The organism is Streptococcus sp. V869, assembly GCF_054353515.1.
In genome coordinates, this window is record NZ_JBTHHW010000003.1 from 24,889 (window position 1) to 43,069 (window position 18,181).

16 protein-coding genes are annotated in these 18,181 nt (G+C 39.0%); all 16 read left to right on the forward strand.

What is annotated here, in order from left to right:
* Positions 1-41: 41 nt before the first annotated feature.
* The 16 genes from fadE (at position 42) to polA (ending at position 18,153) form a co-directional block, all read left to right on the forward strand.
* Complete coding sequence (fadE, locus tag ACXYSN_RS07375) at positions 42-1,250, forward strand: acyl-CoA dehydrogenase FadE (protein WP_458636636.1); 1,209 nt, start codon at positions 42-44, stop codon at positions 1,248-1,250.
* A 94-nt stretch (positions 1,251-1,344) separates the two neighbouring features.
* Positions 1,345-2,193: a 3-hydroxybutyryl-CoA dehydrogenase gene (locus tag ACXYSN_RS07380; protein WP_006150532.1), complete on the forward strand. Its 849-nt coding sequence runs from the start codon at positions 1,345-1,347 to the stop codon at positions 2,191-2,193.
* An 18-nt stretch (positions 2,194-2,211) separates the two neighbouring features.
* Positions 2,212-3,390: an acetyl-CoA C-acetyltransferase gene (locus ACXYSN_RS07385; protein WP_458636637.1), complete on the forward strand. Its 1,179-nt coding sequence runs from the start codon at positions 2,212-2,214 to the stop codon at positions 3,388-3,390.
* A gap of 277 nt (positions 3,391-3,667) precedes the next feature.
* Entirely contained in the window at positions 3,668-4,447 is a 780-nt protein-coding gene (locus ACXYSN_RS07390; RefSeq protein WP_006150502.1) for an enoyl-CoA hydratase/isomerase family protein, read from the forward strand.
* Positions 4,448-4,463: 16 nt separating this feature from the next.
* Complete coding sequence (locus ACXYSN_RS07395) at positions 4,464-5,189, forward strand: CoA transferase subunit A (protein WP_458636638.1); 726 nt, start codon at positions 4,464-4,466, stop codon at positions 5,187-5,189.
* Position 5,190: 1 nt separating this feature from the next.
* A complete protein-coding gene (locus ACXYSN_RS07400) occupies positions 5,191-5,841 on the forward strand; it encodes a 3-oxoacid CoA-transferase subunit B (protein WP_006150518.1) in 651 nt (216 codons plus the stop codon).
* A 124-nt stretch (positions 5,842-5,965) separates the two neighbouring features.
* Positions 5,966-6,874, forward strand: coding sequence for a LysR family transcriptional regulator (locus tag ACXYSN_RS07405; RefSeq protein WP_269797867.1), 909 nt, complete (start codon positions 5,966-5,968; stop codon positions 6,872-6,874).
* Positions 6,875-6,890: 16 nt separating this feature from the next.
* On the forward strand, positions 6,891-8,003 hold the full coding sequence (locus ACXYSN_RS07410; RefSeq protein ID WP_458636639.1) for an acyl-CoA dehydrogenase: 1,113 nt from the start codon (positions 6,891-6,893) through the stop codon (positions 8,001-8,003).
* Positions 8,004-8,007: 4 nt separating this feature from the next.
* The gene (locus tag ACXYSN_RS07415; RefSeq protein ID WP_006150515.1) at positions 8,008-8,922 is read left to right on the forward strand and encodes an MBL fold metallo-hydrolase; all 915 of its coding nucleotides are present in this window, start codon (positions 8,008-8,010) and stop codon (positions 8,920-8,922) included.
* Positions 8,923-9,033: 111 nt separating this feature from the next.
* A complete protein-coding gene (locus ACXYSN_RS07420) occupies positions 9,034-9,972 on the forward strand; it encodes a DUF561 domain-containing protein (RefSeq protein ID WP_441348670.1) in 939 nt (312 codons plus the stop codon).
* 180 nt (positions 9,973-10,152) lie between these two features.
* Positions 10,153-12,126 (forward strand): GGDEF domain-containing protein, encoded by a 1,974-nt coding sequence (locus ACXYSN_RS07425; protein ID WP_458636640.1) that lies wholly within the window; start codon positions 10,153-10,155, stop codon positions 12,124-12,126.
* Positions 12,123-12,575: a 50S ribosomal protein L9 gene (gene rplI, locus ACXYSN_RS07430; protein WP_016466507.1), complete on the forward strand. Its 453-nt coding sequence runs from the start codon at positions 12,123-12,125 to the stop codon at positions 12,573-12,575. The genes ACXYSN_RS07425 and rplI overlap by 4 nt, the downstream gene beginning before the upstream one ends.
* A gap of 42 nt (positions 12,576-12,617) precedes the next feature.
* Complete coding sequence (gene dnaB, locus ACXYSN_RS07435) at positions 12,618-13,976, forward strand: replicative DNA helicase (RefSeq protein WP_458636641.1); 1,359 nt, start codon at positions 12,618-12,620, stop codon at positions 13,974-13,976.
* Positions 13,973-14,239, forward strand: coding sequence for a Veg family protein (locus tag ACXYSN_RS07440; RefSeq protein ID WP_006154753.1), 267 nt, complete (start codon positions 13,973-13,975; stop codon positions 14,237-14,239). The genes dnaB and ACXYSN_RS07440 overlap by 4 nt, the downstream gene beginning before the upstream one ends.
* 94 nt (positions 14,240-14,333) lie before the next feature.
* Positions 14,334-15,455 carry an N-acetylmuramoyl-L-alanine amidase family protein gene (locus ACXYSN_RS07445; protein WP_441348666.1) on the forward strand — a complete coding sequence of 374 codons (1,122 nt, stop codon included), beginning with the start codon at positions 14,334-14,336 and terminating at the stop codon, positions 15,453-15,455.
* Positions 15,456-15,519: 64 nt separating this feature from the next.
* Entirely contained in the window at positions 15,520-18,153 is a 2,634-nt protein-coding gene (gene polA / locus ACXYSN_RS07450; protein ID WP_235083616.1) for a DNA polymerase I, read from the forward strand.
* Positions 18,154-18,181 lie beyond the last annotated feature (28 nt).

Consider the following 18,181-nt stretch of genomic DNA (forward strand, 5'->3'; position numbering starts at 1 on the left):
GTAAGCGCTCTAAAATTAATTTATTACAAAGGAGTCCACAGATGGCAACTAAAGAAGAAATCTTGCGCGAATTATATCCAGAGGATCTATTCCACTATGCAGATGGTTTAACATTGGGAGAAGCAGAAGTTTTACAAGAAACTCGTCGTTTGATTGAAAAACACCTTCGTCCTGTAATTAATGAATATTGGGAAGCACCTGATTTCCCATTCGAACAATTTTACGCTGTAGCAAAAGGCGCACAAATCATGAACAACCCTAAATTGTTCGAAGGACGAGAAGGAAACTACAAACCATCAGAACTTTACATCGCATTCTTGTACCTTGAATTAGGTCGTTTCGATGCTTCTATTGCAACATTCTTCACAGTTCACGGTGGACTTTGCTACAACACAATCTTGCTTGGTGGTGATGAGCGTCAACAAAAAGAATTCCTTCCTAAATTGGCTGCATTTGACTGGCAAGGATGTTTCGCTTTGACTGAGCCATTGTCAGGTTCTGACATCGCTGGTGGTCTTGCTACAACAGCTGAGCGCGTTGGAGACAAATGGATCTTGAACGGTGAAAAACGTTGGATCGGTGGATCAGACACAGCTGACGTTGTTCCAGTATTCGCTCGCGACGTTGAAGATGGACGCGTGAAATGTTTCATCGTTCGTAAAGGTGCTCCAGGATACCACGCTGAGCCAATCCCTCACAAAGTTTCTCTTCGTTGCGTACGTAATGGTCACATTACTATGAAGAATGTTGAAGTTCCAGATTCAGACCGTTTGGTAAACATCAACGGATTTGGCGACGTAGCTCGCATCTTGACATTCACTCGTGCTGACGTTGCTCACATTGCAACTGCTATCACTTGCGGATCATTCGTTGCAGCTCTTAAATATGCTAAAGACCGTCAACAATTCAAACGTCCAATCGCTTCATTCCAGATCGTTCAAGAAAAATTGGCTAGAATGCAAGCTAACGCAGTAGCAGCACTTGCTTACTCAGCTCGTATCGCAGAAATGCAAGAAGCTGGTAACGAATTGATGCTTAACTCTGCACTTGCTAAAATGCATAACTCATTGGTAATGCGTGAAACAGTTGCCCTTGCACGTGAAACATGTGGTGGTAACGGAATCACTCTTGAAACTGACGTAGCTCGCTTCTTCGCAGATGCTGAAGCAATCTACACTTATGAAGGTTCTCACGAGGTGAACGCATTGATTGTTGGTCGTGAACTCACTGGTGTCGGTGCATTCGTATAATAATGAATTTGGAACGGTTGCTTAGCATTTGCTGAAAGACCGTTCCGATTCTTTCTTTATAAACTTTATATATTAAAATGAATAGGAGAAAAAAATGAGTATTTCTAAAGTAATGATCATTGGTTCTGGTCAAATGGGTAGCGGAATCGCGCAAGTATTCGCTCAATCTGGTTTTACAGTATACCTTAATGACATTAAAGAAGAATTTGTACAAAGAGGGATTGATAATATCACTAAACAATTGGCTCGTTCAGTAGAAAAAGGACGTATGTCAGAAGAAGAAAAAGGAAAAATCTTGGGTAACTTGATTCCTTCAACTTCTTACGAAGATGCTAAAAACGTTCAATTGGTTATTGAAGCTGCTACAGAAAACAGAGATATCAAACTCAGCATCTTTAAACAATTGGATGAAATTACTGCTCCTGAAACAATTTTGGCTTCTAACACATCATCTCTTTCTATTACGGATATTGCTGCGGCTACAGTTCATCAAGAACGTGTAATTGGTATGCACTTCTTCAACCCAGCACCAGTTATGAAGTTAGTTGAAGTGATTCGTGCTCTTCAAACTTCAGATGAAGTTGTAAAAGCAGTTCGCGAATTGACTGAAAAAATTGGTAAAACTGCAGTTGACGTTAAAGATTCTTATGGATTTGTTGTTAACCGTGTGTTGATCCCAATGATCAATGAAGCTATCTTTATCCTTGGTGAAGGTGTTGCTTCTGCAGAAGAAATTGATGAAGCTATGAAATTGGGTGCAAACCATCCAATTGGCCCATTGGCACTTGCTGACTTGATCGGATTGGATGTATGTTTGGCAATCATGGGAGTATTGAATAACGGCTTCGGTGATCCTAAGTACCGTCCAGCACCACTATTGAAGAAAATGGTTGAAGCTGGTAAACTAGGCCGTAAGACTAAAGAAGGATTCTTTAAATACTAAGATTATAAGGAGAAAATAATGAAAGAAGCAGTTATTGTTGCAGCGGTTCGTACACCTCTAGGTGCCTTCGGTGGAAGTTTGAAAGATGTTCCTGCTGTTGATTTGGGAAGTTTAGTTATCAAGAGTGCTATCGAAAGAGCTAACTTGAAACCAGAACAAGTTGATGAAGTTATCATGGGTAATGTTCTTGGTGCAGGTCTAGGACAAAACGTTGCACGTCAAATGAGCGTTAATGCGGGTATCCCAGTTACTTCTCCAGCATTCACTATTAACAAAGTTTGTGGATCTGGTTTGAAAGCAGTCCAGTTGGCAGCTCAAGCAGTATTGTGCGGAGACGCAGATATTGTTGTAGCTGGTGGTGCAGAAAACATGAGTCAAGCTCCTTACGTTGTTCAAAACCAACGTTGGGGATCTCGTATGGGAGACTCTAAAGTAGTAGATTCTATGCTTCGTGACGGTTTGACAGATGCTTTCGGAGGTTTCCACATGGGTATTACAGCAGAAAACGTTGCTGAACAATATGGAATCACTCGTGAAGACCAAGATAACTTTGCTGTTCAATCACAACAACGTGCAGTTGCAGCTATTGAAGCTGGTCGCTTTAAAGAAGAAATCGTTCCAGTTGAAATTCCACAACGTCGTGGGGAGCCTATTGTATTTGATACAGATGAGTTCCCAAGAAAAGACGCTTCATTTGAAGGACTTTCTAAACTTCGTCCAGTATTCAAGAAAGATGGTACTGTAACAGCTGGTAACTCTTCAGGTATCAATGATGGTGCTGCAGCAGTTGTAGTTATGAGTGCTGACAAAGCTAAAGAATTGGGAGTTCCAGTATTGGCAACTATCAAATCTTACGCAAGCGCTGGTCTTGATCCAAAAATTATGGGTTGCGGTCCAATCTATGCATCTCGAAAAGCACTTGAAAAAGGTGGATTTACAGTTGCGGATCTTGACTTGGTGGAATCAAACGAAGCATTTGCGTCTCAATCATGTGCAGTTGTTAAAGAACTAGGTCTTGATCCAGAAAAAGTAAACGTTAACGGTGGAGCTATCGCTCTTGGACACCCAATCGGTGCTTCAGGATGCCGTATCTTAGTTACTCTTCTTCACGAAATGGAAAAACGTGATGTAAAACGTGGTCTTGCTACACTTTGTATCGGTGGAGGAATGGGTACTTCAGTTATCGTAGAACGTTAATTCCTACTTTATTCGATTGACTAAAATGTATTATATCTTACCTGAAATCTCCTCGGAGAATTTCGGGTAAGATATTTTTTATTCTAAATAATTAGAAGACTAAAGTATCAAAATAAAAGCGCTTTCCTATAAGATGAACTTATAGTTTCAAGCATAAATACTAAGTGGACGGTTGTTAATAAATAAGGTATCATTATAATGTAAGCACTTACATTATTATCAGTACTTGTTGACGCAGTACTCTATACTCAAAATAACTTAAAGTAGGAGGAGAATAATGAGTAATACAGTTTTATTAGAGGTTAAAGATGGTATCGGTTATATCACCATTAACCGCCCAGCAGCTTTGAACGCATTGAGTTCAGAGGTTTTGACGGATTTAAATCTTGTTTTGGATGAAGTAGAAAAACATGAAGACATCCGTGTTGTTATTGTTAGTGGCCAAGGTGATAAAGCATTTGTTGCAGGAGCTGACATTAAGGAAATGGACCAAATGTCTCCAATCCAAGCCTTCGAATATATGACATATGCCAATGATACATTTACCCGTCTGTCTGATCTTACTCAACCGACTATTGCAGTTCTTAATGGATATGCATTGGGAGGCGGTTTGGAGCTTGCACTCTCAACAGATATTAGAATTGGCTTTGAAAAGACAATGGTAGGATTCCCTGAAGTTGGCTTGGGTATCATTCCTGGTTTCGCAGGAACACAAAGAATGTCTCGTTTGATCGGTACTAGCAAGACAAAAGAATTGATTTACACTGCTAGAATCGTCAAAGGAAATGAAGCCTATGACCTAGGTATATTGAACAAACTTGTTCCAGCTGAGGAATTATTGTCATCTGCTGAAGAACTAGCTAAAAGCATCATGAAAAATGCTCCATTGGCTGTTGAAAAAGCTAAGCATGTCATTCAAGTTGGTTCAGAACTTCCTCTTAAGAATGCAATTCGTTTGGAGACAGAAGCAGAAGCTCTTCTCTTCTCTACAGAAGATAAAGTTGAAGGAATGCGCGCATTTGTTGAAAAACGTAAAGCCGTATTCAATCGTAAATAAAAGTTGAGGTGTTAGTATGAAAGCTGTTTTATCATTACAAGAAGCTATTTCTAAAGTACAACCAGGTGATGTTGTAGGGATTTCAGGGTTCCTTGCAGTTGGTGAACCTTTGGAATTGATCGAAGAATTGGTTAGACAAAATCAACAAGATTTGACTTTGGTTTCAGTTGTTACTTCTCATCCAGGTAAAGAAGTGGGTGTTGGTCGTCTTTGTGAAAACCACCAAGTTAAGAAATATGTTGCTGCCCACATTGGTACATCTCCTGCTGCTCAAAAAGCATACTTTAGTGGAGAAATGGAAGTAGAATTCACTCCAATGGGAACAGTTGTTGAACGCCTTCACGCTGCTGGAGCAGGTCTTGGAGGAGTTTTGACACCAACTGGAGTTGGTACTATTTTAGAAAATGACCATGAAAAAGTTGTTCGCAATGGTCGCGAGTACCTCCTTTATGATCCTCTAAAACTTGATGTAGCATTGATTAAAGCTACAAAAGCAGATAAGTACGGGAACTTGTACATTGATGGTACAACTAAGAACATTTCATTGCAACTAGCTCTTGCAGCAGATACAGTTATCGTTGAAACAAATGAAATTGTTGAAGTTGGTGAAATTAAACCGGATGACGTTTATATTCCGGGTATCCTTGTTGACTATGTAGTCCAAGGCTTAACTCCAGAAGAACACCACAAGATGATGGGTGAACTCTGGACAGAGACTAATAAATTAGCGGGGGTAAAATAATATGAAACCAAAAGAAATTATTGCAAGACGTGTTGCTCTTGAATTTAAAGATGGTGATGTTGTAAACCTTGGATTTGGTATTCCAAATGCTTCTGCAGACTTCATCCCAGAAGGTGTTAACGTAATTCTTCAAGCTGAAAATGGTGCCCTTCGCTTTGGTGAAACACCAACTAAAGATACTTACAATCCTAACCTAGCAAACTCAGGTGGTGCCCCAATCACTCTCCTTCCAGGAGCTGCTTTGTTTGATTTGCAAACATCATTTGCGATTATTCGTGGTGGTCACGTTGATGCGACTGTTCTTGGAGCTCTTGAAGTAAGCCAAGACGGAAGTATTGCAAACTGGCTTATCCCAGGAAAATTTGCACCAGGTATGGGTGGAGCAATGGACCTTTTGGTAGGTGCTAAACGCGTAATTGGAGCAATCCAACATACTACAGGTGGCGAATCTAAACTTTTGAAAGAGTGCACATTGCCTCTATCAGCTAAAGGAGTATTAGATCTTGTCATTACAGAACTAGCTGTTTTTGGATTCAAAGATGGTAAATTCTTGTTGAAAGAAGTAGCACCAGGTGTAACTGTAGAAGAAGTTCTTGAAAAAACAGCCGGTGACGTTATTGTTGCAGAAGATGTGAAGACAATGCCTATCTAGGCTAATGCTGGCTATTTTCTTCTGAGCATGATATTATATATGTAAACGATACTATCGTCTTTTTAGGCGGTAGTATCAATTGGTATCTAAATGTAAAAATAAATGGAAGTAAGGTGATAGCTAAGTGGATATTATACAAATGAACTATTTCATTAATATAGTCGAATGTGGTTGCAATCTTTCGATTGCAGCAAAGAAGATCCATATTAGTCAGTCAGCCTTAAGTCAATTTGTAACAAATTTTGAAGCAGCTGAAGGAATCCAATTATTCAATCGAAAAAATGGTAGATTGGAAAGTTTGACTGAGGCAGGACGAAAGATTTATCGCTTTGCCACAGAAATTGTTAATCGTCACGAAGAGATGCTTTCAATGATTCATATTGAGTCACAAAAGCAGAGAGGGACTATTAATCTTGGGATCCCTTCTTTGATATTAAGAACGTTCTTCTCAAACGCTCTTCCGCATTTTTTGCGAAACAATCCTCACATCTATATTCAAGTTATAGAGGGTGGAGGGAAAGAAATTCACCAAAAAATGAGTGACGGTGATTTAAACCTAGCATTTTTAATTGAGCCAACGAACTTAGATGCACAAAAATTTGAACAACATATTATTCATTTAGACGAGTATGTTGCTTATATGGATAAACATCATCCATTAGCACAGAAAGAAGCGCTAGATTGGTCTGATCTTGCTGATTATGATTTAGCAATCTTTAATAAAACATTTACGACTTATGATTTGGTGGTTGAGAAACTTCGTTCACAACGCATAAATACTAAATTTGCTTATTTATCATCTACTTGGGACTTTTTAATTGAGTCTACTTATCAAACAGATTTGATTACAATTTTACCAAAATCTGTTGAAACTCTTGTAGATAGTAGTCGCTTCCAAACTGTTCGATTTAATGACCCGATTCCTTTTAATGTTTGGTTCTGTAGACCGTACAAGGATTCCTACAACGAGGTCGAATCCTATGTGTATGAAGAATTGTTAAAAGGGTATTATCAACCCTTGTCTGAGAATTAGCTTGGGGTGAAGAGTAATGGTCTACAATGATAACCTTGCTAAAAGGTATAATGCAGAGATAAGCAGTCTAATTGCAAGCTTTTTTGAGCATAGAACAGATAAAAATCAATTTCCAAGAGAATTGTTCGATAAGTTTATTGAATCTTTTGATATATTTTCATCCATCGTAAGGGATGAAGATTCGATTTTAAGCGAAGAATTCATGACTTTTATTCGTTTAATCTCAAAAGAATTTGCTGCTTTTTCGACAGTTTTATTAACCCAGGCTTGCTATGGGATTTATCCTATTAATCGATACGGTAGTTCTAAACAAAAAAGTCTATATCTTGAAAAATTAATTAAAGGAGAGATATTGGCTGGTCTAGGTTTTTCTGAGGGGTATCTTGGCGAAAATCTAGAATTAGTGAATACAACTGCGACTAAAACGAGTAATGGGTGGCGTCTTTCAGGTAAGAAATCGATTGTTTCAAATTGCCGTTTTACGGACATACTTTTTATATTTGCCAAAGTAGAAAATGATGAAAAGAAACCGTCGTTTGGATTTTTTATCGTAGACACTAAGGCCCCAGGTGTTTACTTTGGAGAAGATATCCCTAAACAAGGACTAAAAGGTTTACCAATCAGTTCAGTTACTTTTGATAATATTGAATTATCAGAGGATAGTTTATTAGGGATGACTTTAGCTGGTCAAGAACAGTTAAATGACTTTGTTCGAAAGCTTCAATTAGGTTTAAGCGCAGTTTCTATTGGAATTTCCGAAGGAGCTTTTGAAAAAGGTTTATCTTTTCTAAAGGTGAAACGTGGTTTTGGTAAGAGGTTGATTGATGCGACGATTTATCAACATCAATTTGCTGATTTATATACAAAACTATGTGCAGCAGAAGCGTATTTCAATTCATATAAAAATCAAATGTTAGATGATTCTTTGTATGTTTCACAGATTAAATTATTTACTACAAAAGTAGCTATTGAAATTTCTGAAGAGATTATCAGATTAATAGGTCCGCTACAAGCACAGGATAAAAGCCCGATTGATCGTTATTTAAAAGATGCTAAAACTATTGAAAGTTACGGGAAATCTGGAGACTCAATTCGAAAAAGAATAGCACACCAGTGGCTAAAGGAGTAATAAAATGACAGAACTCAAGTTGCAAGAGTATCAATTTCACGATATGAAATTGACATGGCTACGAGGAGCTGATAAATTAACTGATGCAGGGACATTATTTGGTCCTGTTCCAAAAGTTGTGTGGTCTCGATACTATCCAACAAATGAAGACAATATGATGTCTGAGTTGACAGATCCCATCTTGATTCAATACAAAGGGAAGAATTACCTGATGGATGCGAGTTTCGATACGGCAAAATTGTCTGAGAAACAAAGACGCAATCTAGGAATTTTATCTGAAAGTAAAATCGAAGAGAGTTTAGAGCTTTTAGGCTTGTCTCCAGAGAAGATTGATTATGTACTGATGACACATATGCACCATGACCATTCAGGTGGCCTGACACGCGTTAATTCTGAGGGCAATCTTGTTTCTAAGTTTCCAAATGCAAAGATTATTGTTAATGATATAGAATGGTACGAGATGAGAAATCCTAATAATCGTACTCGCGGAACTTACCTCAAAGAGAATTGGGAACCGATTCAAGATCAAGTTACAACCTTCTCAGATTCGATTGATATCATTCCAGAAATTCAAATGATTCATACTAGCGGTCATAGTAATGGGCATTGTATCATATTGCTTAAACAGGGTGAAGACACAATGATCCATATGGGGGACCTCATGCTAACACACGTTCACCGCAATCCACTTTGGGTTCCAGCTGTAGATGATTACCCTATGAAATCTATTTCAGCTAAAGATAAGTGGCTTCGCCAGGCCTTTGAAAACAACTATAAATTCTTCTTCTATCACGATCAGTTCTTTGCAGTTGCAGAGTTTGATAAGGAAGGAAAAGAATTTGTAAACTATGTATTGCGTTCACGTCCACCAGTGATTCCATTTACTGAACAGCAAGATCGTAGACCAGACTTTTTATAATAGTTATGTATAAGGAGACAAATGACTAAATTCTCTTGTTTGTCAGGTACAGGTAAATAATGCCTGCTACATTTCAAACACCAGCTGACATAAAAATAAAGGAGTAAACATATGTCTATTACTAAACTTTTACAAATCAAATACCCTATTTTCCAAGGGGCTATGGCTCAAATTTCTCACTATCAACTAGCTGCTGCTGTATCAGAAGCTGGAGGTCTTGGAATCATCGCTTCTGGTGGCATGACTGGTGAACAACTTCGCGAAGAAATTCGTGAATTGAGAAAATTAACTGACAAACCTTTTGGTGTTAACATCATGTTGATGATGAAAAACATTAAAGATATCGTAACAGTTATTATCGAAGAAAAAGTTCCAGTTGTTACTACTGGTGCAGGAACTCCAAAACACATCATGCCATACTTGAAAGAAGCTGGTGTTAAAGTTATTCCTGTTGTTGCTAGTGTAAAACATGCTCAAAAGATGCAAGAATTAGGGGTTGATGCAGTTGTTGCTGAGGGTTCAGAAGCTGGTGGACACATCGGAGAAACTAACACAATGGCTTTGATTCCACAAATCGTGGATGCAGTTGACATCCCTGTTATCGCTGCGGGTGGTATTGCTGACGGTCGTGGATTGGCTGCTGCCTTTACACTTGGAGCTCAAGGTGTACAAATGGGTACTATCTTCTTGGCTTCAAACGAATGTCCAATTGCTGATGCTTATAAAGAAGCTGTCCTTGCAGCAAATGATACAGCAACTGCTGTTACTGGACGTATCACAGGAGCTCCTGTTCGTTGTATTCGCAATGAAATGACAGACCACTACATCGAATTAGAACAAAAAGGTACAAACCGTGAAGAGCTTGAGGAAATTACTATCGGTTCACTTTCTAAAGCTGTTTACGAAGGTGATACTGTACACGGTTCAATGATGAGTGGACAAATTGCAGGTATGGTAAAAGAAATTAAACCATGTAAAGAAATCATCGAAACAATCGTGGCAGAAGCACAAGAACGTCTTAAACACGTTGAAATTTCAGTAGGCGAATAATCTATCCAACAGAGTAGATTCTTAAGGCAAATATAAAAGTATATCTATAGGAGGGCGATTTAATCGCCCTCTTTTGTTCTTTAAAAACCTTTACAAAACACTTGTCTAATATCCTTGTAAACTTCCTTAAGTTCGCTTTTTGCCTATATTTATGGTATAATAATGCGCAAGAGGTTTGTAATGAAAAAAAATGAAATGAATCCCTTATTTGTTTACTTATTTGTTGGGATTTCCTTTATAATCATGACCGTATTGGTTGTTTTTCTTCAAAATAATCTAGTCACAATAGTATGTTTACTTTTCTTGATGGTAGCATTTCTTTTGCTATTTTATTTTCAGAAGAAATCTTATCAGAAAACTGAAATTGAACAAATCCAGTACGTAAACCATCAGGCAGAAGATAGTTTAAGTTCACTATTAGAACAGATGCCTGTTGGAGTTGTCAAACTAAACATGGAAAGTAGTGAGATTGAGTGGTTCAATCCCTACGCTGAGCTAATGCTGACAACGGAAGATGGAGAAATTGACCATTCTCAAGTTCAAGAAATTATAAAAACAGCCATATCTTCGCCTGGAATTTATGCCAATGTGGGAGAAAAGCGTTATGCAGTGCATCTAGATAGAAACTCTGGTGTACTCTACTTTTTTGACGTTTCTGGAGAATACGAAGCCACAGTGGAATTGGTGACGAGTCGTCCTGTTATTGGTGTTATTTCGGTAGATAATTATGATGATTTAGAGAATGAAACATCTGAATCTGATATCAGCCATATTAATAGTTTTGTTGCGAATTTTGTTGCAGAATTTACTGGAAAACATCAAATGTTCTCTCGTAGAGTGGCCATGGATCGTTTCTACTTGTTTACTGATTATACGGTTTTAGAACAATTGATGCAGGATAAATTTTCTGTAATTGATACTTTTCGTGAAGAAGCCAAACAGAGAGATTTACCATTGACTATGAGTATGGGCTTATCATACGGTGATGGCGATCATGAGGGCATTGGTAAAGTTGCTTTATCAAATCTCAATCTTGCAGAAGTTCGTGGTGGAGACCAAGTTGTTGTCAAAGAAAATGATGAAACGAAGAATCCAATTTATTTTGGTGGTGGAACAGCAGCTTCTATTAAGCGAACAAGAACACGTACAAGAGCGATGATGACGGCAATCTCTGAAAAATTGAAGAGTGTTGATCATGTTTTCGTTGTTGGCCATAAAAACTTAGACATGGATGCTTTGGGTTCTGCGGTTGGGATGCAATTGTTCTCTAGTAATGTCTTGGATGAAAGTTATGTAGTCTATGATGCTGAACAAATGTCTCCTGATATTCATCGAGCCATTCAATTTTTAGAGAATGAGGGAGTAACAAAACTCCTTACTCTAGATCAGGCTATGGAAATGGTCACTAATCGTTCTTTGCTTGTAATGGTAGACCATTCTAAGACGGCCTTGACCTTGTCAAAAGAGTTTTATGATTTGTTCACACAAACGATTGTTATTGACCACCATAGACGAGATCAAGATTTCCCAGATAATGCGGTTATTACCTATATAGAGAGTGGAGCAAGTAGCGCGAGTGAGCTTGTAACAGAGTTAATCCAATTCCAAAACTCTAAGAAATCACGATTGAGTCGTATTCAAGCAAGTGTTCTGATGGGCGGTATGATGCTAGATACCAAGAATTTCACCTCTCGTGTGACTAGCCGAACATTTGACGTAGCGAGCTATCTAAGAACACGTGGAAGTGATAGTGTTGTAATTCAGGAACTTGCGGCGACTGACTTTGAAGAGTATCGATTGGTGAATGAACTCATCTTACAAGGACAGGCTGTACAACCTTCTATTCTTGTCGCTCAGGCCAAGGATACTAAGGAATATGATACTGTAGTGATTAGTAAGGCAGCCGATACGATGCTGGCCATGTCAGGTATTGAAGCTAGTTTTGTCATTGCAAAAAACCGCCAAGGGGATATTTCCATTTCTGCACGAAGTCGTAGTAAGATTAATGTGCAACGGATTATGGAAGAATTGGGTGGTGGAGGCCACTTCAACCTGGCAGCTGCTCGACTTACAGATATGAGTCTGCAAGAAGCAGGTGATAAATTGAAAACCATTATTTCTAATGAACTTAGTGAAAAGGAGACAGAGGAATGAAAGTAATCTTTTTAGCAGATGTAAAAGGAAAAGGAAAAAAAGGCGAAATCAAGGAAGTTCCAACAGGTTATGCACAAAACTTTTTGATTAAGAAAAATCTTGCTAAAGAAGCGACTTCCCAAGCAATTGGCGAGTTGCGTGGTAAGCAAAAATCTGAAGAAAAAGCACATGCTCAACTTCTTGCAGAAGCACAAGAAATTAAGGCAAAACTTGAAGCTGAAGAAACAATTGTTGAGTTTGTTGAAAAAGTTGGTCCAGATGGAAGAACTTTTGGTTCAATTACTAGCAAGAAAATTGCGGAAGAGCTTCAAAAACAATTTGGAATTAAAATTGATAAACGCCATATTCAAGTCCAATCTCCAATTCGTGCGGTTGGCTTGATTGATGTTCCTGTAAAAATTTATCAGGATGTAACTGGTGTCATCAATCTTCGTGTAAAAGAAGGCTAATCTAGATTTGAGTAATTATGTTGTAAAAGGAAGGGAAATCTGATGGCAGAAGTAGAGGAACTACGAGTTCAGCCCCAGGATATCTTGGCAGAACAATCAGTATTGGGAGCTATATTTATCGATGAGAGTAAACTCGTGTTTGTTCGAGAATATATTGACTCTCGAGACTTCTTTAAGTATGCTCACCGTTTGATTTTTCAGGCCATGGTTGATTTGTCAGATCGTGGCGAAGCTATTGATGCAACAACTGTTCGTACGATTTTAGACAATCAAGGTGACTTGCAAAATATTGGTGGGCTATCCTACCTTGTTGAAATTATCAACTCTGTACCGACCTCTGCTAACGCTGAGTATTATGCAAAGATTGTAGCAGAGAAGGCTATGCTTCGTCGCCTGATTGCTAAGTTGACAGAATCTGTCAATCAAGCTTATGAAGCGTCTAGTCCTGTGGATGAAATTATTGCTCAGGCAGAAAAGGGCTTGATTGATGTTAGCGAAAATGCCAATCGTAGTGGGTTTAGAAATATTCGTGATATCCTAAACCTAAACTTTGGAAATTTGGAAACTCGCTCACAACAAACATCTGATATTACAGGAATTGCTACTGGTTATCAAGATTTGGATCATATGACTACAGGTTTACACGAGGAAGAGTTGATTATTATAGCAGCTCGTCCTGCTGTTGGTAAGACGGCCTTTGCTTTAAATATTGCTCAAAACATTGGAACTAAGCTTGACAAGACCGTTGCAATTTTCTCTCTCGAGATGGGGGCCGAGAGTTTGGTCGACCGTATGTTGGCTGCCGAAGGGCTAGTAGAGTCTCACTCAATTCGTACAGGACAACTGACTGAGGAAGAATGGCGTAAGTACACCATTGCTCAAGGGAATCTTGCTAAAGCAAGCATCTATATCGATGACACACCCGGAATCCGGATTACTGAAATTCGGTCACGCGCTAGAAAATTGTCTCAGGGAACAGGCAATCTTGGATTAATCTTGATTGACTACCTGCAGCTAATCACAGGAACAGGCAGAGAAAACCGTCAACAAGAGGTGTCAGAGATTTCACGTCAGTTGAAGATTTTGGCCAAGGAATTGAAGGTTCCCGTTATCGCGCTGAGTCAGTTGTCGCGTAGTGTTGAACAACGTCAAGATAAAAGACCGGTATTATCAGATATTCGTGAGTCTGGATCTATCGAGCAGGATGCGGATATTGTAGCCTTTCTTTATCGTGACGACTATTATGAGCGTGGTGGCGAAGAAGAGGAAGGTCTTCCTAATAACAAAGTAGAAGTTATTATCGAGAAAAACCGTAGCGGTGCACGTGGAACGGTAGAATTGATTTTCCAAAAAGAGTATAACAAGTTTTCAAGCATTTCGAAGAGAGAGGAACAAAGATGACAGATGCATTTACAGATGTAGCCAAGATGAAAAAAATCAAAGAGGAAATCAAGGCGCATGAAGGACAAGTAGTGGAAATGACCTTAGAAAATGGTCGTAAACGCCAAAAGAATCGCTTAGGAAGACTCATTGAAGTTTATCCATCGCTCTTTATCGTTGAATTTGGAAATGTTGAAGGGGACAAACAGGCCAATGTCTATGTTGAATCCTTCACCTATTCAGATATTTTAACGGAAAAGAATTTGATTCACTATTTGGATTAAGGTTGAAAGTGAGAGTATTCTCACTTTTTTCTTTTTCTTTCGAATGATATAAATGAGGTTAACCTCAAAAATTTATCTATTCGAAGGAGAATGAATGACATATAGTAAAAAGGGAACTTTTCTAAAGAGAACGACGGTGGGTACAGCATCATTATTGCTAGCAGGTGCTTTTTTGTTTGGTGGAGGAACTGTTCATGCCAATCAGGTAAACAATGGCTCAAAGGCACGTGGAGATGATTATCCCTATTATTATAAAAATGGAAATCAAAATATTGATAAATGGCGCCTATACTCAAGACAGTGCACATCTTTTGCAGCTTTTCGATTAAGTAGTGTTAATGGATTTGAACTACCAGCTGCTTATGGGCATGCGAAAGAATGGGGCTATCGAGCTCAAAAAGAAGGATATCATGTAGATCAGAGACCAGCGATTGGGGCTATTGCTTGGAGCACGAGGGGAACGCATGGTCATGTAGCTTGGGTTTCTAACGTGATTGGAGACATGATTGAAATCGAGGAGTACAATTACGACTATACAGAAACGTATCATCGTAGGACAGTAAAAGCAAGTTCTATGACTGGATTCATTCATTTTAAAGATGTAGGGAATGCTAGTGTAGGAAATTATCAATCTGTACTAGCCTCTAGTGGAACACATTATTTTACAGAAAAAGCAGCTATTATGAATCAGCCATCATTGACATCTACTATCATCGACTACTACGAACCTGGAATGAGTGTTCATTATGATCAAACTCTTGAAAAGGATGGTTATAGATGGATTAGTTATATGTCACGAAGTGGGAATAGACGTTATATCCCGTTAATTAAAACGGCAACCTCTAAGAATGGATGGGAAAAACAGGGGACAATCTGGTACTACTATGAAAATGACAAAGTGGCTCTTGGTTGGAAAAAAATAGACGGAAGTTGGTACTATTTCCAAACAAGTGGTGCCATGAGAACAGGATGGCTAAAAGACGGATCTAAGTGGTACTACTTGAAATCATCTGGAGAAATGCAGACGGGATGGTTAAAGGATAAGGGCATTTGGTATTACCTCGAAAGCTCAGGTGCTATGAAGTCTAGTCAGTGGTTCCAGGTTTCAGGGAAATATTATTACGTAAACGCATCTGGAGAATTGGCAGTAGATACGACAATAGATGGTTTCCAAGTCGACAGTAACGGTGCGCGAGTAGAAAAATCAACTCAATAAGCCTTCTCCTATAATCTAACTCTTAGCAATGGTATTTTTCCCTGCTTTCCTTTATAATGGGTGTATGGACAAGAAAAAATTATTACTAATTGACGGTTCTTCAGTTGCTTTCAGAGCATTCTTTGCGCTTTATCAGCAACTGGATCGTTTTAAAAATGACAATGGACTTCATACCAATGCAATCTACGGTTTTCACCTGATGCTAAATCATCTGTTGGAGCGTATTCAACCGAGTCATATCTTGGTTGCTTTTGATGCGGGGAAGACGACTTTCCGTACAGAGATGTATGCAGATTATAAGGGTGGTCGTGCCAAGACTCCGGATGAGTTTCGGGAGCAATTTCCTTTTATCCGTGAGTTGCTAGACCATCTGGGGATTCGCCATTATGAGTTGGCCCAGTATGAAGCAGATGATATCATTGGTACCCTGGGTCGCTTGGCTGAAAAGGAATCTTTTGATGTAACTATCGTCAGTGGAGACAAGGATTTAATTCAGTTGACGGATGAACATACGGTGGTTGAGATTTCCAAGAAAGGTGTAGCTGAGTTTGAGGCATTTACACCGGATTATCTCATGGAAAAGATGGGCATCACACCAACTCAATTTATCGATCTTAAGGCTCTCATGGGAGATAAGTCGGATAATATCCCTGGCGTAACTAAGATTGGTGAAAAGACAGGTATTAAGCTTTTGCTTGAACATGGCTCACTTGAAGGGATTTATGAAAATATCGATAGTATGAAGGCTTCTAAGATGAAGGAAAATCTTGTCAATGACAAGGAACAAGCCTTCCTATCTAAAACACTAGCAACTATCGATACGAAAGCACCGATTGAGATTGGACTGGATGATTTGGTTTATAGCGGTCCAGATGTGGAAAACCTTGGTAAATTCTACGATGAGATGGGCTTCAAACAACTGAAACAGGCCTTGAATGCTTCTCAGACCAATCAAACTGAAGCATTGAACTTTACTATGGTTGATAAAGTGAGCGAAGATATGCTTAGCGCCGACTCCATTTTTCACTTTGAGCTCTTTGGGGAAAACTACCATACAGATGAATTGATTGGTTTTGCATGGTCATGTGGGGATCAGCTCTACGCTACAGATAAGTTGGAACTGCTGCAGAATCCGATTTTTAAAGATTTTCTAGAAAAAACACCTCTAAAAGTGTATGATTTTAAGAAAGCAAAAGTTCTCTTAAATCGTTTTAGTTTGACTTTGCAGGCCCCTGCTTTTGACAGTCGTTTAGCCAAATATCTTCTATCGACAGTAGAGAATAATGAAATTTCAACCATTGCTAGTCTTTATGGCCAAACTTACCTAGTCGATGATGAAACCTTCTACGGTAAAGGTGTCAAAAAAGCTATCCCAGAGCGAGAGAAATTCTTGGAACACTTGGCTCGTAAGGTTGCTGTATTGGTTGAGACGGAGCCTGTCTTACTTGAGAAATTAAGTGAAAACGGGCAACTAGACCTCCTCTATGACATGGAGCAACCTCTGGCCTTTGTCCTTGCTAAGATGGAAATCGCTGGGATTAAGGTTAAAAAAGAAACCTTAATGGAGATGCAAGCTGAAAATGAGCGGGTCATTGAAAAACTGACGCAAGAAATTTATGAGCTGGCTGGTGAAGAGTTTAATATCAATTCACCCAAGCAATTAGGAGAACTACTCTTTGAAAAGTTAGGTCTTCCTCTAGAATATACTAAGAAAACCAAGACCGGTTACTCGACAGCAGTAGATGTCTTGGAGCGTCTAGCTCCTATTGCACCAATTGTCAAGAAAATTCTTGATTACCGTCAGATTGCTAAGATTCAATCTACTTATGTGATTGGTTTACAGGACTGGATTTTAGCTGATGGCAAGATTCACACGCGCTATGTACAGGATTTGACTCAGACAGGGCGTTTGTCTAGTGTCGATCCAAACTTGCAAAATATTCCTGTTCGGTTGGAACAAGGTCGCCTCATTCGTAAGGCTTTTGTACCAGAGTGGGAAGATAGTGTCCTTCTCAGCTCGGACTATTCACAGATTGAGTTGCGAGTTTTAGCCCATATCTCTAAAGATGAGCACTTAATCAAGGCCTTTCAAGAGGGGGCTGACATCCATACCTCAACAGCTATGCGGGTTTTTGGAATTGAACGCCCTGAGGATGTGACTCCAAATGATCGTCGTAATGCCAAGGCTGTTAACTTTGGAGTGGTCTACGGAATTTCAGATTTTGGTTTATCGAATAATCTGGGCATCAGCCGTAAAGAGGCTAAGGCTTACATTGATACCTACTTTGAACGCTTCCCAGGTATCAAAAACTACATGGATGAAGTGGTACGTGAGGCACGTGATAAGGGTTATGTAGAGACCCTCTTCAAACGTCGCCGTGAGTTGCCAGATATCAATTCACGTAACTTTAACATTCGTGGTTTTGCAGAACGTACAGCGATCAATTCACCTATCCAAGGATCGGCTGCAGATATTCTCAAAATCGCTATGATTCAGCTGGATAAAGCCTTAGTTGCAGGTGGTTATCAGACCAAGATGCTGTTACAAGTACACGATGAAATTGTTCTTGAAGTGCCTAAGTCAGAATTAGCTGCTATCAAAAAACTCGTCAAACAAACCATGGAAGAAGCAATTCAACTGAGTGTTCCATTGATTGCTGATGAGAATGAAGGCGTGACTTGGTATGAAGCCAAGTAAAAAATGAATTAGCAGACAAAAAGAAATC